18 protein-coding genes, 2 tRNA genes and 1 pseudogene are annotated in these 21,180 nt (G+C 69.5%); 11 read left to right on the forward strand and 10 right to left on the reverse strand.

Features of this window, described 5'->3' with window-relative positions; all coding sequences use genetic code 11:
• Nucleotides 1-636: 636 nt before the first annotated feature.
• Complete coding sequence (locus tag ACZ7SW_RS09445) at nucleotides 637-1,515, forward strand: S1C family serine protease (protein WP_470230470.1); 879 nt, start codon at nucleotides 637-639, stop codon at nucleotides 1,513-1,515.
• A 116-nt stretch (nucleotides 1,516-1,631) separates the two neighbouring features.
• Here the strand turns inward: ACZ7SW_RS09445 and ACZ7SW_RS09450 are convergent, their stop codons facing one another.
• Both ACZ7SW_RS09450 and ACZ7SW_RS09455 read right to left on the reverse strand, forming a co-directional pair.
• On the reverse strand, nucleotides 1,632-2,018 hold the full coding sequence (locus ACZ7SW_RS09450; RefSeq protein ID WP_470229939.1) for a DUF3224 domain-containing protein: 387 nt from the start codon (nucleotides 2,016-2,018) through the stop codon (nucleotides 1,632-1,634).
• 73 nt (nucleotides 2,019-2,091) lie between these two features.
• Nucleotides 2,092-3,630: a helicase HerA-like domain-containing protein gene (locus tag ACZ7SW_RS09455; RefSeq protein WP_470229940.1), complete on the reverse strand. Its 1,539-nt coding sequence runs from the start codon at nucleotides 3,628-3,630 to the stop codon at nucleotides 2,092-2,094.
• Nucleotides 3,631-3,748: 118 nt separating this feature from the next.
• Here ACZ7SW_RS09455 and orn point away from each other — a divergent pair, with 118 nt between their 5' ends.
• From orn to ACZ7SW_RS09470, 3 genes are all read left to right on the forward strand, one after another.
• Complete coding sequence (gene orn, locus ACZ7SW_RS09460) at nucleotides 3,749-4,357, forward strand: oligoribonuclease (RefSeq protein ID WP_470229941.1); 609 nt, start codon at nucleotides 3,749-3,751, stop codon at nucleotides 4,355-4,357.
• Nucleotides 4,358-4,432: 75 nt separating this feature from the next.
• Nucleotides 4,433-4,505: transfer RNA gene (locus ACZ7SW_RS09465), tRNA-His, on the forward strand.
• A 282-nt stretch (nucleotides 4,506-4,787) separates the two neighbouring features.
• Nucleotides 4,788-4,860: transfer RNA gene (locus ACZ7SW_RS09470), tRNA-Lys, on the forward strand.
• A gap of 3 nt (nucleotides 4,861-4,863) precedes the next feature.
• Here the strand turns inward: ACZ7SW_RS09470 and ACZ7SW_RS09475 are convergent.
• Nucleotides 4,864-6,417 carry a site-specific integrase gene (locus ACZ7SW_RS09475; protein ID WP_470229942.1) on the reverse strand — a complete coding sequence of 518 codons (1,554 nt, stop codon included), beginning with the start codon at nucleotides 6,415-6,417 and terminating at the stop codon, nucleotides 4,864-4,866.
• Here ACZ7SW_RS09475 and ACZ7SW_RS09480 point away from each other — a divergent pair.
• Entirely contained in the window at nucleotides 6,404-6,685 is a 282-nt protein-coding gene (locus ACZ7SW_RS09480; RefSeq protein ID WP_470229943.1) for an anti-sigma factor antagonist, read from the forward strand. The two genes, ACZ7SW_RS09475 and ACZ7SW_RS09480, sit on opposite strands and share 14 nt — an antisense overlap.
• A 319-nt stretch (nucleotides 6,686-7,004) precedes the next feature.
• Nucleotides 7,005-7,268, forward strand: coding sequence for a hypothetical protein (locus ACZ7SW_RS09485; RefSeq protein ID WP_470230471.1), 264 nt, complete (start codon nucleotides 7,005-7,007; stop codon nucleotides 7,266-7,268).
• 307 nt (nucleotides 7,269-7,575) lie between these two features.
• Here ACZ7SW_RS09485 and ACZ7SW_RS09490 read toward each other — a convergent pair whose 3' ends face one another.
• Both ACZ7SW_RS09490 and ACZ7SW_RS09495 read right to left on the reverse strand, forming a co-directional pair.
• Nucleotides 7,576-8,604, reverse strand: a complete 1,029-nt coding sequence (locus tag ACZ7SW_RS09490) for a fatty acid desaturase family protein (RefSeq protein WP_470229944.1) — start codon at nucleotides 8,602-8,604, stop codon at nucleotides 7,576-7,578.
• A complete protein-coding gene (locus tag ACZ7SW_RS09495; protein WP_470229945.1) occupies nucleotides 8,601-8,759 on the reverse strand; it encodes a hypothetical protein in 159 nt (52 codons plus the stop codon). The genes ACZ7SW_RS09490 and ACZ7SW_RS09495 overlap by 4 nt, the downstream gene beginning before the upstream one ends.
• A 404-nt stretch (nucleotides 8,760-9,163) precedes the next feature.
• Here ACZ7SW_RS09495 and ACZ7SW_RS09500 point away from each other — a divergent pair, with 404 nt between their 5' ends.
• Complete coding sequence (locus ACZ7SW_RS09500; protein ID WP_470230472.1) at nucleotides 9,164-9,361, forward strand: cold shock domain-containing protein; 198 nt, start codon at nucleotides 9,164-9,166, stop codon at nucleotides 9,359-9,361.
• A gap of 252 nt (nucleotides 9,362-9,613) precedes the next feature.
• Here ACZ7SW_RS09500 and ACZ7SW_RS09505 read toward each other — a convergent pair whose 3' ends face one another.
• Both ACZ7SW_RS09505 and ACZ7SW_RS09510 read right to left on the reverse strand, forming a co-directional pair.
• Entirely contained in the window at nucleotides 9,614-9,973 is a 360-nt protein-coding gene (locus tag ACZ7SW_RS09505; protein WP_470229946.1) for an HPF/RaiA family ribosome-associated protein, read from the reverse strand.
• A gap of 321 nt (nucleotides 9,974-10,294) precedes the next feature.
• Nucleotides 10,295-10,558, reverse strand: a pseudogene (locus ACZ7SW_RS09510) (AI-2E family transporter); the annotation flags it as partial.
• A gap of 184 nt (nucleotides 10,559-10,742) precedes the next feature.
• Here ACZ7SW_RS09510 and ACZ7SW_RS09515 point away from each other — a divergent pair.
• Both ACZ7SW_RS09515 and ACZ7SW_RS09520 read left to right on the forward strand, forming a co-directional pair.
• Entirely contained in the window at nucleotides 10,743-11,072 is a 330-nt protein-coding gene (locus ACZ7SW_RS09515) for a helix-turn-helix domain-containing protein (RefSeq protein WP_470229947.1), read from the forward strand.
• A 1,063-nt stretch (nucleotides 11,073-12,135) separates the two neighbouring features.
• Nucleotides 12,136-13,185, forward strand: a complete 1,050-nt coding sequence (locus tag ACZ7SW_RS09520) for a hypothetical protein (RefSeq protein WP_470229948.1) — start codon at nucleotides 12,136-12,138, stop codon at nucleotides 13,183-13,185.
• On the opposite strand, the gene ACZ7SW_RS09525 is transcribed toward ACZ7SW_RS09520, so the two are convergent.
• Both ACZ7SW_RS09525 and ACZ7SW_RS09530 read right to left on the reverse strand, forming a co-directional pair.
• Nucleotides 13,177-15,126, reverse strand: coding sequence for a hypothetical protein (locus ACZ7SW_RS09525; RefSeq protein ID WP_470229949.1), 1,950 nt, complete (start codon nucleotides 15,124-15,126; stop codon nucleotides 13,177-13,179). The two genes, ACZ7SW_RS09520 and ACZ7SW_RS09525, sit on opposite strands and share 9 nt — an antisense overlap.
• 65 nt (nucleotides 15,127-15,191) lie before the next feature.
• Nucleotides 15,192-16,232, reverse strand: a complete 1,041-nt coding sequence (locus ACZ7SW_RS09530; RefSeq protein ID WP_470230473.1) for a glycosyltransferase — start codon at nucleotides 16,230-16,232, stop codon at nucleotides 15,192-15,194.
• 371 nt (nucleotides 16,233-16,603) lie between these two features.
• On the opposite strand from ACZ7SW_RS09530, the gene ACZ7SW_RS09535 reads away from it, so the two are divergent.
• Nucleotides 16,604-17,626, forward strand: coding sequence for a pentapeptide repeat-containing protein (locus tag ACZ7SW_RS09535; protein ID WP_470229950.1), 1,023 nt, complete (start codon nucleotides 16,604-16,606; stop codon nucleotides 17,624-17,626).
• Nucleotides 17,627-18,829: 1,203 nt separating this feature from the next.
• A complete protein-coding gene (locus ACZ7SW_RS09540; protein WP_470229951.1) occupies nucleotides 18,830-19,270 on the forward strand; it encodes a DUF6292 family protein in 441 nt (146 codons plus the stop codon).
• Between the two features lie 628 nt (nucleotides 19,271-19,898).
• Here the strand turns inward: ACZ7SW_RS09540 and ACZ7SW_RS09545 are convergent.
• Nucleotides 19,899-21,179 (reverse strand): sensor histidine kinase, encoded by a 1,281-nt coding sequence (locus tag ACZ7SW_RS09545; protein ID WP_470229952.1) that lies wholly within the window; start codon nucleotides 21,177-21,179, stop codon nucleotides 19,899-19,901.
• Between the last annotated feature and the right edge of the window lies 1 nt (nucleotide 21,180).

Below are 21,180 nucleotides of genomic sequence, written 5' to 3' on the forward strand. Positions count from 1 at the left end.
CACGGCACGGCACGGCACGGCACGGCACGGCACGGCACGGCACGGCACGGCACGGCACGGCACGGCACGGCACGGCACGGCACGGCACGGCACGGACGAGGATGCGCTGCTGGCTGAGAACGGCTGAGAATTCTCAGCCGATTCTTCTCAGGAAAGCCTGAGGGTTTTCCACAGGCTGCTCATAAGCGCAGGCGCGAGTCTGGGTTCATGACCGAGAACGAGAGCCGGCCCGGCCCCGCTATCCCCGGTGGGCGCCAGCCGCACCAGAGCAGTGAGCAGTATGGCCAGTACCGGGCCGGGTCGAGTCCGTTCGTCGCCAACCAGGGCCATCCGCGTGGTGCCGAAGGCGGCCCTGCCGGGCAAGCCGGAGCGTACGGCGCGCCGCAGACGGCCGCGAGCACTCGGCAGGCGGGGCAGAGCAACGCGCAGCTACCCAGCGGTGCTCACGCTTCCGGACCGAACGCTGTCCAGCCAGGTGCCGCTCCACAGACTGGGCCGAACACTGCGCCCGTGCAAAGTCCGCACGCCGCACGCCAATCCCAGCCGAACGCTGCCCCACAGTCCGAGCCAACTGTCGCGCCCTTGCCTAACCAGCACGCCGCACAGCATCAACCCGGCACCCCGCAGTACGGACCGATGCCGCAGCCCGCGCAACCGCCCGCGGCCCTGGCCGGTCCGCGGAAGCGACCCGGCCGTATGGCCGTCCTCGTCGGAGCCACCGCGCTCGCCGCAGCGCTCCTCGGCGGCGGTGCCGGCGCGGCGATCGTCGGGCTGAGCGGCGGTTCCAGCGGGTCCTCGACCACCGCGTCGTCCTCCGCCACCGGGCAGACCATCAGCAACACCACAGCTTCCGGGGACGTCAGCACCGTCGCCGCGAAGGTCGTGCCCAGTGTCGTTCAGGTGAACGTCACGACTGGTCGGGGCACGGCGATCGGGTCGGGCGTCATCCTCACCGCCGACGGCCGGATCCTCACCAACGCGCACGTCGTGCAAGGAGCCCAGACCGTCACGGTCGCCACGTCGGACGGCAAGAAGTACCAGGCCAAGGTCGTCGGCTCGGACACCAAGAGCGACATCGCCGTGCTGCAGGCGCAGGGCGCGAGCGGGCTCGCCGCCGCGACGCTCGGCGATTCGGGCAAGCTCGCCGTCGGGCAGCAGGTCATCGCGATCGGGTCGCCGGGCGGGCTGCAGAACACCGTCACCACCGGCATCGTCAGCGCGCTCAACCGGCCGCTTTCCGACGTCGGAGGCGGCGACGGCGGCGATCAGCAGAACTCGCCCTTCGGCAGGCAGACCTCGAACGTCACCTCCGGCCCCAGCTACACCGCGATCCAGACCGACGCCTCTATCAACCAGGGCAACTCCGGCGGCGCGCTCGTCGACAGCCAGGGCCAGGTGATCGGCATCAACTCCGCGCTCTACAGCCCGAACTCGTCGGCGGGCAGCGTCGGGATCGGGTTCGCCATCCCGATCAACGACGCCAAGAAGATCGTCGACCAGATCGTCAACGGCTGACCGGAACCCCGGAGGCGGACCGCGGTCGGGGCGGCCCGCCTTCGCTCCTCACTCGGGACAGTGAGGAAACCTGGCCGCTCTCTCCGGGAATTCGGGGCCCGGGGAGAGCGGCTCTTTCATGCGCCCGGCAGCTCGTAGACCAGCGTGAACGTGTGCTTGCCTGCCTCGTCCACGGCGATGTCCGCCGACCCGGAGATGCCCGCCAGCTCGTCCATGCCCGAGCCGGGAAGCAGTACCAGAGACAACCCTTCGTCCCCAGCCGTGTGCCGGAGAACGAAGCTGCCCTTCCGGCCGTCGACAGAACCGGTAAAGCGCTCGAAAGCGACGTACGCGCGCGAAGTCTCGTTCGACGCCGTCAGCATCTCGACCCGGCTGGTCCCCTCGACCGCCCCGGTGAACGTCTTCTCGATCAGCACCTGCGCGAACGCCGTGCCACCAGCCTCGTCCTGCGCCTGCGGCTCCCATTTGTCCAGCTCGAACGCGGCGACGGCGGTACTGGTCATGCTGCTGCTCCTCTGCCGGAAACTCGGTCCCGGACAGTCAATCGCCAATACCTGCCATCTCCTGTCAGGTATCTCAACGCCGCCGGTTGCCGAACAGCCCGCGCGAGAACTCCCGCCCGAGCGAACTCGCCGCCGAACGCATGAACGACTTCACCGCCGGGTTGCTCAACACCTGCGAGATCATCCCCGGCTCCTCCTTCTCCGGCTTGGGAGCGGCCGGCGCCTCCGGTTCGGCAGCCGGCGCGGAAGGCTCGGCCGGCGTGGCTTTGGCCGTCAACTTCTCGTACGCCGACTCCCGGTCGATCGTCTCCCCGTACTTGGCGTTCAGCTCCGACGACGCGACCGCAGCGCGGATCGCGTCCGCCCCGATCGACCCCATCTTCGACCGCGGCGCGCGCAATCGCGTCCACGCGACCGGCGTCGGCGCCCCGCGTTCGGACAGCACGGTGACGACCGCCTCGCCGATCCCCAGCGACGTCAACGCCGTCTCGAGGTCGTAGTGCGGCGACTTCGGATACGTCTTCACCGTGCGCGCCAACGCTTTCTGATCGTCCGGCGTGAACGCGCGCAACGCGTGCTGCACCCGCGCGCCAAGCTGGGACAGCACGTTGTTCGGGATGTCGGTCGGCAGCTGCGTGCAGAAGAACACGCCGACGCCCTTCGACCGGATGAGCTTCACCGTCTGCTCGATCCGCTCCAGGAACGCCTTCGACGCGTCGGAGAACAGCAGGTGCGCCTCGTCGAAGAAGAACACCAGCTTCGGCTGGTCGAGGTCGCCCTCCTCGGGCAGCTCCTCGAACAGCTCGGCCAGCAGCCACATCAGGAACGTCGAGAACAGCGCCGGTTTGGACTGCAGGTTGTCCAGTTCCAGCAGGGTGATGACGCCCTTGCCGTCCTGCTGGCGCATCAGGTCGTGGACGTCCAGCTCGGGCTCGCCGAAGAACTCCTCGCCGCCCTGAGCCTCCAGATTGGACAGTGCGCGCAGGATGACGCCCGCCGTCGCCGCGGACACCCCGCCGATGCCCTTGAGGTCTGCCTTGCCCTCGTCGCTGGTCAGATGCGTGATGACCGACCGCAGGTCCTTGGTGTCCAGCAAGGCGAGCCCGCGCTGGTCGGCCCAGTGGAAAATCAGGCCGAGCGTCGATTCCTGCGTCTCGTTCAGCCCCAGCACCTTCGACAGCAGCACCGGCCCGAAGCTGGTGATCGTCGCGCGCACCGGGATCCCGGTGCCGCTGGTGCCGAGCGACAGGAACTGCACCGGACCCGCCGACGGCGCCCAGTCGTCGCCCAGTTCCGCGGACCGTTTCGCGGTGCGGTCGCTCGCCTCGCCGGGCGCGGACAGCCCGGACAGGTCACCCTTGACGTCGGCGAGCACTACCGGAACCCCGGCCGCGGACAGCTGTTCGGAGATCAGCTGGAGCGTCTTGGTCTTGCCGGTGCCGGTCGCGCCCGCGACCAGGCCGTGCCGGTTCAACGTCGCCAGCGGCAGCCGGACCGCGGCCGACGCTTCCGTCTTCCCGTCGATCACCACCGCGCCCAGCTCGACCGCCGCCCCCTCGCTGGCGTATCCCCGCGCGATCTCCGCCGCTGGTCCCGACGCTTGCTCGGCCACTGGCCGCACCTCGTTCCGAGTCCGAAATCACACCTCGCTGCACTGGCTGACTGAGCGTAACGCGCCGGAAGCCCAGGTGACGCCGCTGATATCCCCGTGTCGGGTTAGGGTGGTGCGGGTGAACGACCATCTTGTCTGGATCGACTGCGAGATGACGGGGCTGGACCTCGGCAAGGACGCGTTGATCGAAATAGCCGCGCTGGTGACCGACGCCGACCTGAACGTGCTGGGCGAGGGCGTCGACATCGTCATCCACGCCGACGACGCCAAGCTCGACGGCATGCCGCAGGTCGTCCACGACATGCACGCCAAGTCCGGCCTCACCGAAGAAGTCCGCGCCTCGACGACCACGCTGGCCGAGGCCGAGCAGCGCGTGCTGGAGTACATCCGGGAATGGGTGCCGGACCCGGCCAGCGCGCCGCTCGCCGGCAACTCGATCGCCACCGACCGCGGCTTCATCGCCCGCGACATGCCGGCGCTCGACAGCCACCTGCACTACCGGATGGTCGACGTGTCGTCGGTCAAGGAGCTCGTGCGCCGCTGGTACCCGCGGATCTACTACGCCAAGCCGGAGAAAGGCCTGGCCCACCGCGCGCTCGCGGACATCAAGGAGTCCGTCGGCGAACTCGAGTACTACCGCGCGATCGCCTTCGTCCCGCAGCCCGGCCCGACGAGCGACGAGGCCAAAGCCGCCGCCGCCGAAGTGCTGGAACGCCACCGACGGTGACCCCCTGAAAAGCGCTCGCGGGCACCCGCTAGGATTGCTTCCAGCAAGGCGATCGCGAGATCTTTTTGCCAGATGGTGGCTATAGCTCAGCTGGTAGAGCACCTGGTTGTGGTCCAGGAGGTCGCGGGTTCGAGCCCCGTTAGCCACCCTTGCACCCCGGCTTCACCGAGATCTTTTTCGGAGAAGCCGGGGTTTTGTCATTTCCGGGGTACGGTGGCTATGCGGGTGTCGCACAGGTCACTGCGACACCTCCCCTGGCCCGGCTGCCGCCACACTGGCCGCCGCCGGCCGGATTTACGGTGGGCTACCGCCGCTGACCAGGGCTGTTGTCCCGGCGGACCGAAAAGGGGACCCCCCTGGAACGGGGGCTGAACGCCCTGCTAATCTTTTCCACGTCGCCGAGGGAAACCACAGCGGCGGGAAGCACCAAGCGCCATTAGCTCAATTGGCAGAGCAGCTGGCTCTTAACCAGCGGGTTCGGGGTTCGAGTCCCTGATGGCGCACCCTCACTCCCCAGGTTCGAGAAGTTTTCGACCTGGGGATTTTGGTTTTCTGGAAGCTTTTCTTCCGGTACCGGACTGTCCATTGTGGTCATTGGCGAGCCCGAGGCGAGCCCGAGACTTCGCGCCGACTGCCGCGGGATGATCGCCGCCGTCGCTTCCGCCGCCGCGAAGGACACCTGGGGCAGAACCGACGTGTAGGTGTCGGAGGCGATGGTGATCGAGGAGAGCCGCAGCATCCGCTGCACCACCTTCATCTCCGCCCCCCGCCGCCAACGCCAGAGTCGCCGCGCCATGGCGGAGATCGTGCAACCGGATCGGCGGCAGCCCGGCTTGGCGGGACAGGTCGTAAAACACGTCCGTGACATGCGCGGGATGCAGCGGGTTCCCGTCCCACTGCGTGAAGGCAAGGTCGTGGTCCTTCCACTGAGACCCGAGACGTGTCCGATCCGCGTCCTGCACCGCCAGGTGCTGGGCGAGCACCAGGCCGGTGTCCTGGTCGATCGCGACCGCGTTCACCGACTCGTCCGTCTTCGGCTTCGACTCGCCTGTTTCCCAGCCCCACTGCACGATCTGATTCGAGACCCGCACCTCCCCGGCCGCAAGACGGATCTCAGACCGCCGCAACCCGCACGCCTCGCCCCGCCCCAACCCGATATGCGCGATCAGATGAAACAACGGATACAGGGGATGATTGACCGCGACGTCGAGGAAACGGCCGGTCTGTTCCGGGGTCCACACCATCACCGGGCACGGAATTACCCCGGTCCGCTGCCACTGCAGCACCCGCTCCGATGTCCAGACCAACGGCGTCCACCGCACCGCCGCGGGCAGCTCCACCAGCGACGCCACGTTCACCACCAGCAAGCCTTCCTTGACCGGGCGGTTCAGGCACGTCTTCAAGGTCCCGTTGATCCGGTGGATCGAGGACGGGCCGACCGGCCGCTGCCACTTCACCGCCGCCACCTTCCGCGGATCCCCGCTCTCGCGGTACACCCCGATCAGCTCGTTGTGCTCGGCGATCGCGTCGTACATCGCGTCAAGATGCCGCACCCGCAGCTTCCGACGCCGCACCTGGCCCAGATGCGGCCCCAGATATAACCGCACATGCGACTCGTACGACCGGTACGTGTTGCGTGACACCTTCCGCTTCTTTGCCGCCAGGAATGCGGCGAACTCCTCGGCCGTCAACGGATCGTCGGTCACATCCGCGCCCGCCCGCACCAGGCGTCGCATCTCGTCGATGTCCGGGAACTTCTCCCGCTGGGCGAACGCCAGGGCGATCACGTCGCCGATGTCGCGCCGCAACTCCTCGTCGTCCTCGTCCGCGATCGCCAGCAACCCGCGCACATGCTCCAGTTGGTTCTCCGCGGCGGTGGCCGAGTCGAACCCGCGGCGTCGCCGCGGACGCCGCTGCCCCGCCGCGTCCGGAGGAAGCTCAACCCGGAATCCCCACTGGCCATGCTTGTAGTTCGTCAGCTTCGGACACGCGCTCCCGAGCAGTTTCCTGTTCTCGTCCCGGCAATTGCACGTCCGGAACACCGAGGTGGATTCGGACACCGCGCCGGACCTGGGCGCGGTCGTCCTGGACTGCATCGACGACGCCGGTGCCGGTCCGTACGTGCTGGACCTGACCGCGGTCGCCTTCCTCGATTCGGCCGGCCTCGCGGTCTTGCTGGACGCCGCCCGTCGCGCGGAAAGGCGGCGGGGGCAGCTGCGGATCGTGGTCGACGCCAATCGCCCGGTCATCAGGCCCATCGAGGTCACCGGTCTCGACGAGATCCTGGCCTTGTATCACACCGTCGAGGAAGCCCTGGCCGCAACCTAGGCCTCAGCGAAGCCGACCTGGGTGCTCGCCGCGTTGTCCGAACGAACCAGCTCGGATGGGCCAGATCCGCGAACACTGTGGGGCTGTTCTGATCGGCGCGTCGGAAGCTGTGTGCTGACTCGGCACTCGGCGGCCGAAGCAGAACAAGACCGCTTGCACCGGGAAGTCCGAAGCAGCAGGCAGCTTGTGGAGGCAGGAACGGACGGGGAACCACCACGTCCGCCCGGCGGGCCTCGCGATCGAGCGCACGCGCACGGTACCGCCACACCGGCATATCCCGGATGGTTTCGATAGCCTGCCTGGCCACCGAACCGGCGGCGTGGGCGCTGGCCGCAGCCGGTCCCGAACCGGGCGAGATCGGCATGGTCACCGTCACCGCCTGCGGCGCGAGCCACCGCCGCCCGTTGATCGCCGCCCAGGTCGCGAGCCGCTTGCCCATCCCTGCCCGGCCTGTTCGAGGTCAACAAACGGCTGCGCCGGTTTCTCCTCCGCGCTGGCCGCCGCCAGTCACGCAATCCGAACTGGAGTCGTCCGGCACTCGCTGGTCGTCGGCGCGGCGAAGAATGCCGGGCGTTACGGCTGAACCGACCACAGCGCCCACGTCGGCAAGGCCAGTCCGTGTTCCGCTGGGCCGCCCGCCGCCGCGGAAGTACACCTGGCGCGGGCATCACCACCCACGAACCTCGCCCACCAGGCCGATCTGCGGATCATCGAAGCGCTGACCGACCACCGTCGCTCGAACAGCCGTCAGATGATCGGCCACTAGACGGACCGCCTTCGCGCGGCTGTCGGCGTCGTACTTCCCCGGCGTGGAACGCACCTCCCCGTTAAGGAGGGAGGCACCGAAGCCGGGACGATTCCCGTTCGCCCACGCACGGAAAAGCGGGACGTTACAGCCCGGTTCCGCGCGGATGGGCGATGCGCAGCGGGGCGCCGATGGCGTGCAGATGCGCCAGGACTTGACGGTAGGAGTCGACGAGACCGGTTTGGGCGTAAGGGATGCCGTGATCGGCGCAGAACCGTTGGACGATGGGCTGCGCATGGCGGAGGTGGGGCCGGGGCATGTTCGGGAACAGGTGGTGCTCGATCTGGTAGTTGAGCCCGCCGAGGACGAAGTCGGTTACGCGTCCCCCGCGGACGTTGCGGGAGGTCAGGACTTGCTTGCGGAGGAAGTCCACTTTGGACTCGGTGATCGTCGGCATGCCCTTGTGGTTGGGAGCGAACGAGCAGCCCATGTAGACGCCCCACAGTGCTTGGTGCACGACGACGAACACGACCGCGAGACCGGGCGAGAGCACGAGGAACACCGTGGCGAAGTAGGCCGCGATGTGCAGGCACAGCAGCGCGCCTTCGAGCCGCCGAGCCGGGGTCTCGCCCCGGATGACCGCCTTGATCCCGGATACGTGCAGGTTCAGCCCTTCCAGGGTCAGCAGCGGGAAGAACAGCGCGGCCTGGTGTTTCGCCGTCCACCGGAGGAACCCGGTTTTCAACCGGGCCTGGGTGCTGGTGAACGCGAGGACGGGGATGTCGAGGTCCGGGTCGTGGTGTTCGTGATTGGGGTTGGCGTGGTGCCGGTTGTGTCCGTGGATCCACCACTGATAGCTCATGCCCACGAGCCCGCCGTGCATCGTGCCCAGCACGTCGTTGGGGCGGCGGGTGCGGAAGATCTGCTTGTGTCCGGCATCGTGGCCGATGAACGCGAGTTGCGCGAAGACGATCGCCAGCGCGACGGCGATGAACAGCTGCCACCAGGTGTCGCCCAGGAACGCGAACCCGACCCACGCCCCGGCGAGCACGGCGAGGTTGCCGGCGATTTTCATCGCGTAGTAGCCGTGGCGGCGGCGGAGCAGCCCGGCCGCCCGGATCTGCGCGGACAGGGACGCGTACTCGCTGCCGGGCTGTCCCGGCACCGCCGTCATCGCGACCGCGGCGCGGGAGCCTGCGCCGAAAAGGCGACCCGGGACGCCGGGTGGATTCCGGCCGCGACGCGGGTGGGCGGCTGGTCCGCGACGGGATGGCTGAACAGAACCGGCGGTGCGGCACCCGGCCGGGGCAGGTGAATCGTGTTGTTCATGAGGTCTCCTCGAAAAGTTGGGGCGGGTGAACCGCGGTCGCGCCGCGAAAGGCGCTCAACGCGGCCGCAGCGGAAGAGCCGGCACCGGTGGTGCGGCCTGCGGCTCGATGTGAATGACGCGCCCAGTCCCGGGCGTGAAGGGGCACCAAATCCCCGGCGGCGTGGCTGACCTGGTGTCCGCCGTTCGGTGCTCCTCGCAACCGGCCCTGCCGCGGCGTCCTGGGGCTCAGTCCTTGCTCTTGACGGTACGCGATCCCGCCGCGCCGCGCCCGGCAGGGGGATGGTCGCGCTGGGGGCGAGTTGACAGGTTCTCGGCTTGCGTGCTCCGCTGAAGACGGTTGAATGTTTTGTATTCGTCATTTCGCTCGCAAAAATTTTGAGCGAGCGCGTCTGGTGTCTTCGTTATTCTTGAGCCGCGAGCTCGACTCACGGCACCGGGCTTCGGTTTCCTCAGCCCCGACGACAGCGGCAGCGACGCTTTCGTCCACTTCTCCGAGATCACCGGCGACGGTTTCCGCAGCCTCGACGAGAATGTGCGCGTCGAGTTCGAAGCCGGCCAGGGAAACCGCGGCCCGCAAGCCACCGGCGTATCCGTCCTCTGACGTCCGCCGATCCTCGACGAAGGGCGCTCGCGACCGGCGGGCGCCCCTTTCGCCATCTCCGCAGCGGCCATCGAACGCCCGAGTGCTCGACGACCGGCACGGACTCGGCCACCGGCACCTCACGAAGGTAGCGGCTGGCTTGCCGGAGGCGTCACCGGTTCCTCACCGCGCTGCGGAGACGGTGCTGCAATACCGACCCGCTGGACGAGGACTGTGTGCCCGCCGACCGCCCACCGCTGGACGGCACCTGTCTCACTGCGGCCCGTCCTCCGTCATGTGCCGGATGGATTCCCCTCCCTTGCGGTGGTCCGCCCGTCCGTACTTGCTCTCGAGCACGCTCTCGAGCTTCTGGACCGCACCGTGGCAGGCCTCGTCCACCGAGCCCGCGTGATGGGTGACCGCGACCGCGGGTTTGCCGGCCGGGCGGGCCTCGATCACGCACCGCCGGTCGGCGCTGCCCGCGCCGGTAGCGACGTCGTTGCTCAGGTGGACTTCCAGACGGGTGATGTGGTCGCTGAAGCGCGACAGCGCCGACTGGAGGTCCGCCTCGAGTCGCTGGATCAACTCGTCGCTGCCGTGGATGTTCTTGTCCGTGCTGATCTGGATCTGCACTCGTTGTTCCCTTCGGAGACCGAACTGGTTCGCGCCGAGGCGGAAACCGGTCCGGCGGCGTGACTACGCCGACCAGGGGGCTGGACCGGGTTTCGGTCGACAAGGCCGTGCGGCGACGCCACTTGACCGGGCGTTTGTCTTGTGAGCCTACGTGCCTGGAGCCGGGAAAGCCCGGCCGACACGGTCCTGCAGGCGAGGAGAGGCGGAGCGGGACGCCGACCCATCACGGCGCGTGGGGCCGGCCGAGTTCGAGGCGCCAGCTTAAAGTCGTGTGGCCATGGCGGTGGCCGGGGTCGCGGTACGGCTTGTGCGGCCGGGTTTTCATGTCGGGCCGACGGCTGTGGTGTCGGTGTGCGGCGGGGGCGCGGCGAGGCTGCGCAGACCTGAGCTGAGCACCGCCAGAAGCGGCCCGGCGAGCAGTGCTCCGACGATGCCCGCGGTGACGAGTCCGGCGGCCAGGGCAAGCACGACGGCCGGCGGGTGCAGGCGCACGGCACGGCCGAGCAGGAACGGTTGCAGGACATGGCTTTCCAGCTGCATCACGTCGACGACGACGGCGAGCACGATGATCGCCGGGCGGGTACCGCAGTCCCATCGGATTGGCAGGTGGTTCTCGGTTACGCATAAGCGATCCCCGCGGTATCCGCCTCGCGGGCGGACGCGGGTACGGAAAGCCGATCTCGCGATCGGTTGACAACAGTGATGAAACCCCAACCCTCGGGACCCCAGCGCCGCGCGGCGCTGGGGTCCCTTGCGATGTGGAGGTGCAGTGAACCCAGAGCACCCCGCGGCGCACTCGAGCGCGGACGACAAGTTCGACGACGAGGACTATCCCGCCCACACCATGGGCCGGGCCGCCGAAATGCTCGGCACCACCCCCGGCTTCCTACGCAGCCTCGACGAGGCGAAACTGCTCACCCCGCAACGCTCCTCCGGCGGGCACCGCCGCTACTCCCGCTACCAGCTGCGCATCGCCGCCCGCGCCCGCGAACTCGTCGACCAGGGCACCCCGCTGCACGCCGCGTGCCGCATCATCATCCTCGAAGACCAGCTCGCCGAAGCCCAGCGCCTCAACGCCCAGCACGACACTCCGACCTGAGCACGCCTGTCCTGCGGACACCTCGAGCGAGCGCGCGGAAGGCGCAGCTGATGTCGTGCGGGATCAGCTCGCCCCCCTGGCGGCGGTCGCAGTGGCAGCCGATTCTTCCGCTGTTGCTGAGTCGTGCCTTCGTTCTGCCCAGTTCGCCGATCGCGTTCGCGCCCAAGAAGCACCGGGTACATCCACCACGGCCCACGGGGGCGGCGCGGCGGCGTTTCGGCATTGCGCAGACCTGCCTGGGCGACCGGCGCCCGGTCCCGCCGACGCAGTGCTCCGTTTCGCTCGCCGAGCGGCCGGCTCCGTCGGATATCATCTCGCCGACACGCTGACGACTGACGCCATGGACGAGCTGAGTGACTGGAAGACGACACGTCTCGGTACCGATCGGGGACCGGGCATGGCGCTGGACCACGGTGCCGCCTGAACGCACCGTACTGCTGATCGCGCACAACGTCACCACAGTGAACCGGCTGCTGGACATCATCCCGGCCTTCGAAAACGACACCCGCGTCCAACTCGTCGCCACCGACATCGAAGCAGACCCCTTCCAGCACGGACTGGCGGACGCGTTCGAGCGTGCCGGTATCATTGCCATTCCGCTGGAACAAGCGAGAAAGACCCGATTCGATCTCGCGATCGCCGCCAGCCATCACGGTGAATTGACCGATATCCCGGCGCGCCTGGTGATCTTGTCGCACGGAATTGGATATACTAAATATCCTCCGACCGGGGACCGGGGACCGGGGACCGGGGACCGGGGACCGGGGACCGGGGACCGGGGACCGGGGACCGGGGACCGGGGACCGGGGACCGGGGACCAGGGACCAGGGACCAGGGACCGTTCGGTCTCTCCGCGGAGTGGCTGCTCAGCAACGGCCGTCCGGTCGCCGATGCGTTCGTTCTCTCGCACACCGACCAGCTCCGCACGGTCCGGGCCCACGCTCCGGCAGCGCTGAACTCCGCGGTCGTCGCGGGAGATCCGTGCCTGGACCGGATCGTCGAGAGCCTCCCCCTGCGAGGCCGGTACCGGGCGGAACTCGGAATCGGCGGCCGCCGGTTAGTGGTGTTGACCTCCACTTGGTCGAGCAGGTCGCTGCTCGGCGAACGGCCCGATCTCCCGCGCGAACTCCTCGCGGAGCTGCCGCCTGATTCGTACGCCGTCGCGCTCGTGCTGCACCCGAACACGCGCCACGGGCACGGGTTCGGCGCCGTCCGCCAGTGGTACGCGGACTGCCTCCGTTCCGGAATGCTCGTCCTCGACGAGATCGAAGGGTGGCGCGCCGGGCTGATCGCGAGCGACGTCGTGATCGGCGACCACGGGTCGGTGACCGGTTACGCGGCAGCGCTGGGCAAGCCGACGATCCTCGGCTCCTTCGCCGACGTTCCTCCGGGCACGCCCATCTCGAAGCTCGGCGAACTCGCGCCGCGGCTCCCGCGCACCGGGCCCTATCGGGACACCATCGAAGCCGAGTTCGATCATCAGGCGGCCGATCGGTTCCAGCCGGTGGCACAGCTGGCTTCCTCCGCCCCGGGCCAGTCGCTTTCGTTGCTGCGCCAGCACTTCTACTCCCTGCTCGAACTCTCCGAGCCCGGCTTCGAGATCGCCGTGGCACCCGTCCCTTCGGGATCGTTGGCGACCCGAGGCCCGCGCGGCCAAGCGCACTTCGTGTCGTGCGAAGTCGACGCCGGGTCCGGCACGGTCCGGATCGTCCGGCGCCCCGCGGAGGTGCAACGGACCGAATTCGGCGGTGCGGCGGACGTTCACGTGAGCTGTTCGGTGGACTACCCGATCCGGTCGCTGCGTACAGCCGCGGCGGTCATCACCGCCCTCCCGGAGGACGCGGGCGACGACCGCGAACAGTGGCACGAGACGGTCTTCGCCAGACACCCTCGCTCCACAGTCAGCGCGATCTCCGTCGCCGGTCACGCCGAACTGCGGCTCCGCGCGGGCGACAGCCTGATACTCCGTGCGCCGGGCCTCGCCGGCGAGGTGCTGGCCTCGATCCCTTACGCGTGGATCTCTGCCGGCCTGAGCGAAGATTCGTTGCCGTCGACGGTCACGGTGGCTCTCGACGGCCACGTCCACCTCGTGGAGGTCGAACGGTCAGGCTGAGTCCGGGCGAGGTTCTCCTCGCAGCGCAGCAGCCCGCACGCGGAAATCGGCAGCCTCGTTGTCCCGGCCTTCAGCCGCGGCCAGCTCGGCCAGTGCCGTGACCGCCTCGGCGGCCGATTCGGGCATCAGGGACCGTTCGAACAGATCCGCTGCGCGTGACCAGTGAGCTTCGGCGGCTCGGACGTCCGCCATGCGCTCGGCGACGTCACCGAGGAGCTTCTCGCATCGGGCGAGGTTGGGGACGTCCTTTTCTTGCGCGGCGAAGTAGTCCTTGGCGGCAGCCGTGGCAGAGCGGGCTTCGTCGAACAGCCCTTGTTTGAACGCGACCCGGCCGTCGTGCATCGAGAGGAGCGCCGTCGCCCGCAGCTCGTGATGGGGATCGGCCATCAGCGGAATGGCTGCGCGCGCCTGCTTGAAGTATTCGCGTGCTTCGGCAAGCCGGCCAAGACGTTCGCAGGCCAGCCCGAGCCATTCGATCGCGCTGGCGGTGCCGGGCGCGTGCCCCGCTTCGGCGGACGCCCGGGCGTGAGCCAGCGCTTCCTCGCCCTCGCCGAGCTGCTCGTACAACCCGGCCAGGTCGCGGTGGAGCTGCCACCGCACGGCGGGCGTGGTGTCGAAATCGAGGGCGCGGAGGTAGAGGTCGACCAGCTCGGCCGCGCGGCGGGTCTGGTACCCGAACGAGTAGAGCGCCATCGGCACGGCGAGCGCCAGATCCGTCCTGCCGAGGTCCGCGCATTCCCGGGCCGCGGCGACGAGGCTGTCCCACTCGGCGTCGAGCTCCCGAGCCGCCGCCTGAGGACTGCCGAGGAACGGTTCCGCTCCCGAGGAAAGCGCACGAACGGCCTCCGGTTCCGGGCGAGCCGCGTAAGCACGGTCCAGGGAAATCGCCCGAGCAGCGAGCCAGAAAGCAGCACGTTCCCGCGCGTCTCGCGCTTCGTCCGGTGCTTCGGTGCGGGCGAGTTCCCGGGCGTGCTCCCGGATCAGCTGGTGGAACCGGTACCGGCCTGCACCGCAATGTTCGAGGAGGTAGACCCGTGCCAAGCCGGCCAAGAGGTTTCGCGCGGCCTTCGGCGCGCAATGCAGGGCCTCCCCGGCTGCCGCCACGCCGAAATCCGGTCCGGGGATCAGGCTGAGCCCGCGGTATGCCCGCTGCTGGTCCGAGGGGAGATCCTGGTAGATCGCGTCGAAAACGGCCGGAACGGAAAGTTCGCCGTCCTGCTCGAGATCAGCGAGAACCAGCCCGTCCACGAACTCCTGCGGATCGTCCTCGCCCCAGAGCACCCGGCTCGCCCCCACGGCAAGCGCGAGAGGCAGCCCTGCGCACTTGCGCCACAGGGAATCGATGACGCGGTCCGCGACGGCACCGGAGCCGTCGGCGAAAGCTCCTACCAGTTGCGCGGTGGCGTTGCGGTCGAAGGCTTCCAGGTCGACTCGGGTGAAACGGCGGGCGCTCAAGGCGTCCAGCTTGCCGCGGCTGGTGACGACCACAGCCGCTTGCGATACGTCGCCGAGGAGACCGTCGAGTTGCTCGGCGGTCTTCACGTCGTCGATCACGATCAGCAACCGCTTGCCCGCCAGCGCCGCCCGCGCGACGGCGAGCCGGTCCTCGGCCGCGCCCGGGATTTCCGGGTAAGGAAACCCCAATTGGACGAGGAGCTGCCGGGCCAGATCGGCCGCGGAGACCATGCCGCGCGGCTCCGAGCCGCGCGCGTCCAGGAAGACGCCGCCGTCGGGATAGTGGTCCCTGAGCAGGTAGGCGACGTGGACGGCCAAGAGCGTCTTCCCCATCCCCCGGGCGCCGGCGAGCTGGAGCAGCGTCGCCTCGCCGCCAGCGGTTTTACGGGTTCGCGCCTCCGAGATCCTGGCGAGCTCGCCGTCCCGGTTGACGAATGGCAGCGGTCGCGGCGGCAGCGACCACGGTGCGGCTGACTCAACGGCCACGCTTGTCCTCCCCTGAAAACACTGCCTTCGACCTTATCGGGTCCGGCCCACCGTGTGTGACCGAATCAGCACACCCGCGTGAAATCCGTCAATTCGAGAAGTTCGTCGGCCGCGGCGGCGACCGAAGGCGCGATCTCCATGAGTTCCCGCAACCGTCGCGCTCCGCCGGCGAACCGTCCGCTCGTCCGCACTCGCTCGGCCTGCTGAGCCAACGGCGCCCGCGGATCCAGCGGCAGCCCGGCCTCCAGCTCCGCTATTCTGCGCGCGGTCCGGCGCTGCTCCTCATTGCGCGGTGCGAGGAGCATCGGAACGCCGGCCGCGGCCGCCTCCAGAACCGAATTCATGCCGCCATGGGTCAGCAGCACCGAGGCCCTGTGCAGCAGCTCCTGCTGAGGGATCGCTCCGGCCACGACCACGTTGCCCGGCACCGGACCCACCGCAACCGGATCGGTTCTTCCAGCGGAAACAACGACGTCCCACCGGGTGCCCCGGAAGGACTCGGCGATGCGCCGCAGGTCCGCCGGACGACGTGCGAAAACCGTCCCGAAGGAAACGACCAGGAGAGGTCTCCCGGAGAGGCGCTCGTACGGAAAATCCCCTTCGGACGCGGGAAGACCGCCCTGCAACGGCACCACGAACCTCGGCAGATCACGGCCTTGCCGATACGGGCTCGTCAAAGCGGAAAGGCTGTTGACGAACGCCGGGGCGCCACACCACGACGCGGGCGGCGAAGTCGTCCACAGCCAGACATGCCGGACGCTCCTCGGCAGCCGACGCGTCCACCGGGCATGCGGGTCGACAAGCACCGCCCCCGGCCGAAATACGGCAAGCTCGCGATCGAAGGCGGCGCGGACTTCCCGAGCCGTCCGGCGGCGGCGGGCGGCGGCCGCCCGCCTGGTGGCCAGATCCGTCGGATGCCAGCCCGGAGGCACGTGCGCCCCCGCGTCCGATCCGGCTGGAACGGGAACGACACCACAGGCCGCGACAGCGTGCGCGTACAGCGGCGGCACGATCATCCGGACCGGGATCCGGCGCCGGGCAAGCTCGGTTCCCAACCGCAAGAACGGGGCCACGTGGCCGCGTGCCGGGTACGGCACCAGCAGCATTCCCACCGTGCTCAGTCCGTCCCCGCAGTCAAACGCGGGTCGCCGGGCCCGAGTGCGATGCCCCCGGCGAACGCCACCGCAAGGGACAGCAAACCGTACCGCCGACGCCTCCGGAGCGACCTGAAACCACCGGATCGTGCGGCGACGGATACACACGCCGCGGAATACCGCTCCTGACGGGAAACGGCTTCACCGCACACCCGCCTTGCCAGGCCCGCCAGCACCGATTCCGGGAACGAGGAGAACCCCCGCCCACGCAAGCTTCTTCGCCACTGACCGTGCCTCCCCAGCACCGCGCGAACTCCTGCCGCCGATCTTGCCCAACCGGCCCGGAGAAGGCAACGCGGAACGCCATGCGGTCAAATGGACACATGCAGATCCGGTTCTGGCGCGCGACGGGAATCGCGGCCGCGATAGCCGCAGTGCTCGGCGGAGTGGTGTGGTTCGTCGGCGTGCCCGTCTCGGAATGGGCCGTCGGCCCGCAAAGCCCCGGCATGTCGCGAGTGGACTGGCTGACGGCCGTCAACAACACCCGCTCGTCGCTGCTCACCGGCCTCAACGTGGCCGCGGGCATCGTGACCGCGGGATTCGGCATCCGACGCTATTTCCTCGACCGGGACAAACAGCGGCTCGAGGAGGACAAGCACCTCGTCAGCCAGTTCGACGCCGCCTGGGGAAGGCTGGGTTCGGACGACCCGGCCATCCGCGCCAACGCCGTCCGCACGCTTTCCCGGCTGATGGCGGATTCCGAGCGGGACCGCCCCGTGGTCTTGCGGTCGATCTGCGACCTCCTCCGGCAGCGCACCAGCGGGGCCGGCGGCGAAGCTCGTCCGGAGCCGGACGTCACCGCCGCGGTCGACGCGCTCCGGGAACGACCACGCGCCGCGGGCGCCGACCCGCTGGATCTGACTGGCGTGGAACTGCGAGGAGCGGATCTGACCGGGGCGGCGCTTCGGGGAGCTAGCTTCGGCGAAGGCGCCGTCTTGACGCGCGCGAAGCTGACGGACGCAGATCTCGCACACGCAACGCTGACCCGCACTGACCTGAGAGAGGCGACGGCCCGCTCCGCCAATCTGCACGGTGCGGCACTGGACGGCGCACAGCTCACGAACACCATTCTCACCGATGTCGTGGCCGCCCGCGCCACATTCGTTGACGCCGGCTTCCGCGGCGCAGACCTTTCCCACGCCAACTTCCGCGACACCGATCTCCGACGCGCACGCCTGCGCGGAGCCACACTGCACGGCACCGACTTCACCGGCGCGAACCTCGCTGACGCAGACCTGACCGGAACAGACCTCAGCACCTCGATCGGGCTCACCGCGGACGCGGTGAAAACGGCGGTAACCGATATGGCGACCGTTCTTCCCCCGGAGCTGCGCGGGACGCGTTGACTCTCCACTCGATCGCCGGGACCCACCGGCGGAACGGATCCGTCGTCGTGCCGAGGATACGGCCGCGACTTCCGGTACGAAGAACGCGTAGATTCGTTTGAGGGCGGGAAAGGCAGCACCCGGCCGACGTTTCCTCTTGGAGCGCCCCGGGATCCCGACCCTCGGCAGGCCGGCGCAGCAGTGTTGGAATCGCCAGCAGGGGCACGCGCAGCAGCGCCATCCACCGCCAGCGCCGCGTACTGCGGCTCGGACATACCCAGCGCGGCGAATTCGCCGTCGGCCCAGCACTCCGCGGAACAACCCTGCCTCGTCAGACTTGGCCGAGCACAGCTCGGGAAACCCCGCTCGGGCCCGGCTGCCCCTCCCACGGTTCGCCGGGCCCGCCCCCAGACCACAATAGACAGCCGGCATTGAAAAAGAACCCGTGGAACCGGCACCGGCCGCAACGGTACTGTCGCCCGCGCGAAGCAGCGGCGATGGCGCGCGCCGATACTCCCCCGGCGTACCGGAGCCATCCCGGCGAACCCGAGAGCCGGGCCGCACCCAGACCGAACGCGTGACCCCAGCGTGCTTGCTTCCCACCCGACCGACGCACAGCGTCCCGCCGCTTCGCAGGCACCCGCGCCGCGCTGGGACGCCGATTCTTGACCTGCCCCGCCGATCGACGCCAGCGCCGGGAAACCCGTTCCGCGGCAGAGCGATCCGGCCCGCACCGCCGGATGCCTTGGCAACCTGCCGGGTTCCGCCTAGAGTGGGGTTTCCGCAGGAAGGCCGGTCAGTCGGCCCCACCGCGAATCCCGCAGACGCTGCTGCGCCCCCGGACCCGGGCGTCCGACCTCTGCGACACCGAACCGGTCGAACGCCCCGGAGATGCGATGTCGCGATACCTCTTCCCCACGCTCGCCCGAGCCCGCCGCGAGCGGGCAACGTCTCGATGCGCTTCCCGATTCCCTTGGCCCGCGGCGATGCCGAACCGGTCGGCCTGATTGCCTTTTACTCCGCGAACGCCCTGGACTCGCGAAGCGCCGGCGCCAGGAACGGACGAAGAGCGGACCGCCGTTGCGATACCGCCCCCGCACGCTGAACCTTCAGCCGCCGCAGATCGAAATGCCGGGCGCAGCTGCAGAACCGGGTATCCGGCGCGCACCGGGGGTCCACAGTGACCGGATCCGCGGCCTCAGGCCGGGGCAGAGACGAGAACGCATGAAAGCCCAGCCGAGGACCAGCGATCACGAGTACCGCGTACTCTGCGGAATGAGCGCCTACCTCGACGCGGTCAGTTCCGTGGCCGGCGTCGGCCCGGAATCCTGCACGCTCGACCTCGACCCGCCGGCATCCGCCTACATCGCCCTCGACGGGCGCCTCGCCGTCCACCCCGGCCGCGACACCGCGCTGGTCTGGGACGAGCGCCACGGCTGGTCGTTCACCGTCGAAACCCACTCCGGCGAAGACCTGCTCGCGGTGGCCTACCTTGGCGGCGAACTCGTCCCGTCCCCCGGACGGATCCGGGATTTCCTCCGGACGGTCCGCGGCCGGACCCAGCGCACCCCGCCGCCCGCGCCGCCCGACCTGCACCACGACCGGACCGACGCCATCGCCCGCCTCTTCGGCTACTGGACACCGCACGCCCGGCCCGGCAGCTGAGCGACGACCAGCGAACTGATTGGCCTAGTGTGCCGCCGCTGGCGAATACCCAGCGCTCGGTGCGATTGCGCGAATCGGCGCACGGGCAGAAGCCGGCCAGTCCGTCTCCGAATACCCGTTTCAATGCGTCTCTCGCCGGCACCGCACCACCCTCCGCGGGCTCCCGGCGACTTCTCGCCGGCCGGGCCGCCAGCGAAACCAGCGCACCCGGCATGCATCAGCCGCTGGCCCGCCCGCACACGAAGGCGATACGCTGAGGAGCGGACCGCCACGGCCGGCCAACGTCAGGTATCGGTTCGCCCCGTTGAGCCCGCGTCCGCCGCTCCCTCCGGCCCGCTTCGTCCCCACTGGTCCGGGCCATCGTGAGAACTCGGTGAGAACCGCCGCGGGCCGCACGCGGACGAGGCCCGGCCCGGCAGCACCGGCACGCCGGGAAGGCCCGGCGGCGACCTCCGCGCCGCCGGGACGCCTGCCCGCTCACGCGCCTGGTATCGATCGCGGCCCATATCCAGCCGTTGCCGGGCACAGATCGCAGTGCTGGACAGCCAGCCCGCGGCCGAAGCGCACGCCTGCCAGCGCACCGGAAGGCTGCCCGCCCTCTCCCTCAAGGCTCTGCGGGCGGTCCGGTTCAGCTCTGCACGGGAAGGAGCAGGGTGAACACCGCCGGTTTCGGCCGGTTGACACGGAGCCTGCCGCCTTCCGCCTCCGCCAGCCGGCGCGCCAGCGCCAGTCCGATACCAGTACCCCGCGCACCGGGCGCACGCCTTGCGAACACATCCGCTCCGTCCGGAATGCCGGGTCCCTCGTCGCCGACGTCGACCGCGAGCGCCCCGCCCGCGTCCCGTGCCACGACCGTCACGGCACCGCCTCCGTGGCGGACAGCGTTGTCCAGCAACACGGACAGGATCTGACGCAGCACCGAGCCGGAGAACCTGCTCTCGGCGATCTCCGGCTCGACGATGACCGTGAACTCCCGCCCGAGCCGGGCGAGGACCGGCCGCCACTCCCGCTCGACCTCGGCCAGCTCGGCGTTCGCCGTCGCGGCGCCGCGGACCGGCGGGACGTCCCGGGCCAACGCCAGCAGATCGGTCACCGTCCGCTCGAGCCGGCTCAGGGATTCGAGCCCCGTCTCCACCGTCTCGCGCAGATCGCTGCCGGGGTTCTCCAGGGCGAGCTCCATCCGCAACCGCATCCCGGCCAGCGGCGTGCGGAGCTGATGGGAAGCATCGGCGGTGAAAGCGCGCTCGCGGGCGAGCAGGTCGTCCAGCCGGGCCGCGGTCGAGTCCAGCGATTCCGCGACCGAATCGATCTCCGGGATGCCGGATCGTCCGGCGCGGGTCGTCAGGTCGCCGTCGCCGAGACGCGCGGCGGTCTCCGACAACCGTTCCAACGGCAGCGCCAGCCGGCGGCTCTGGCGGCGGGCCACCAAGTAGGCCGACAGGAACGCCACGACCGCGAGACCCGCCATGCTCGCCCACGCGACCAGGTTGTGCTGGGACACCTCGGTGCGCGAGGTCGCCGCCCTGACCAGCCCGGCGACCTTTCCGTCCTCGCTGATCGGAACGATCACGACGAGGTTCTCCGGATCGTCGGCCGCGCGGACCTCGCCGGGCCGGACGTCCCGCGCCGTCATGCCCAGCGACGCGGGGCCGTTCCCCGTCAGCAGCATGCCCGAGGAGCGGTAGACCGCGACGGCGCCGAGGTCTTCGTCTGCCGACGGACCGTCCGGCGTCCGGTTCCGCAGGACGTCCGCGGACACATCCAGCGCGTACGCCTCGGCGACCCGCTCCAGTTCGGCCCGTTCCGACGTCGCGAAGTACCGGAACGCCGCCACCCCGAGCGGCACCCCGAACAAACAGATCGCCACGAGCGCGGCGAGCAGGGTGCTGAGCACGATCCGGCGCCGCACG

The sequence above is a fragment of the Amycolatopsis sp. NPDC114484 genome, assembly GCF_055633755.1.

Bases quoted from the DNA above. Each gene is read 5' to 3' on its own strand.
- ACZ7SW_RS09445 (WP_470230470.1), top strand. From the start codon at position 637: ATGCCGCAGCCCGCGCAACCGCCCGCGGCCCTGGCCGGTCCGCGGAAG.
- ACZ7SW_RS09450 (WP_470229939.1), bottom strand. From the start codon at position 2,018: ATGACCAGTACCGCCGTCGCCGCGTTCGAGCTGGACAAATGGGAGCCG.
- ACZ7SW_RS09490 (WP_470229944.1), bottom strand. From the start codon at position 8,604: ATGACGGCGGTGCCGGGACAGCCCGGCAGCGAGTACGCGTCCCTGTCC.
- ACZ7SW_RS09495 (WP_470229945.1), bottom strand. From the start codon at position 8,759: ATGAACAACACGATTCACCTGCCCCGGCCGGGTGCCGCACCGCCGGTT.
- ACZ7SW_RS09530 (WP_470230473.1), bottom strand. From the start codon at position 16,232: ATGCTGCTGGTGCCGTACCCGGCACGCGGCCACGTGGCCCCGTTCTTG.
- ACZ7SW_RS09535 (WP_470229950.1), top strand. From the start codon at position 16,604: ATGCAGATCCGGTTCTGGCGCGCGACGGGAATCGCGGCCGCGATAGCC.
- ACZ7SW_RS09540 (WP_470229951.1), top strand. From the start codon at position 18,830: ATGAAAGCCCAGCCGAGGACCAGCGATCACGAGTACCGCGTACTCTGC.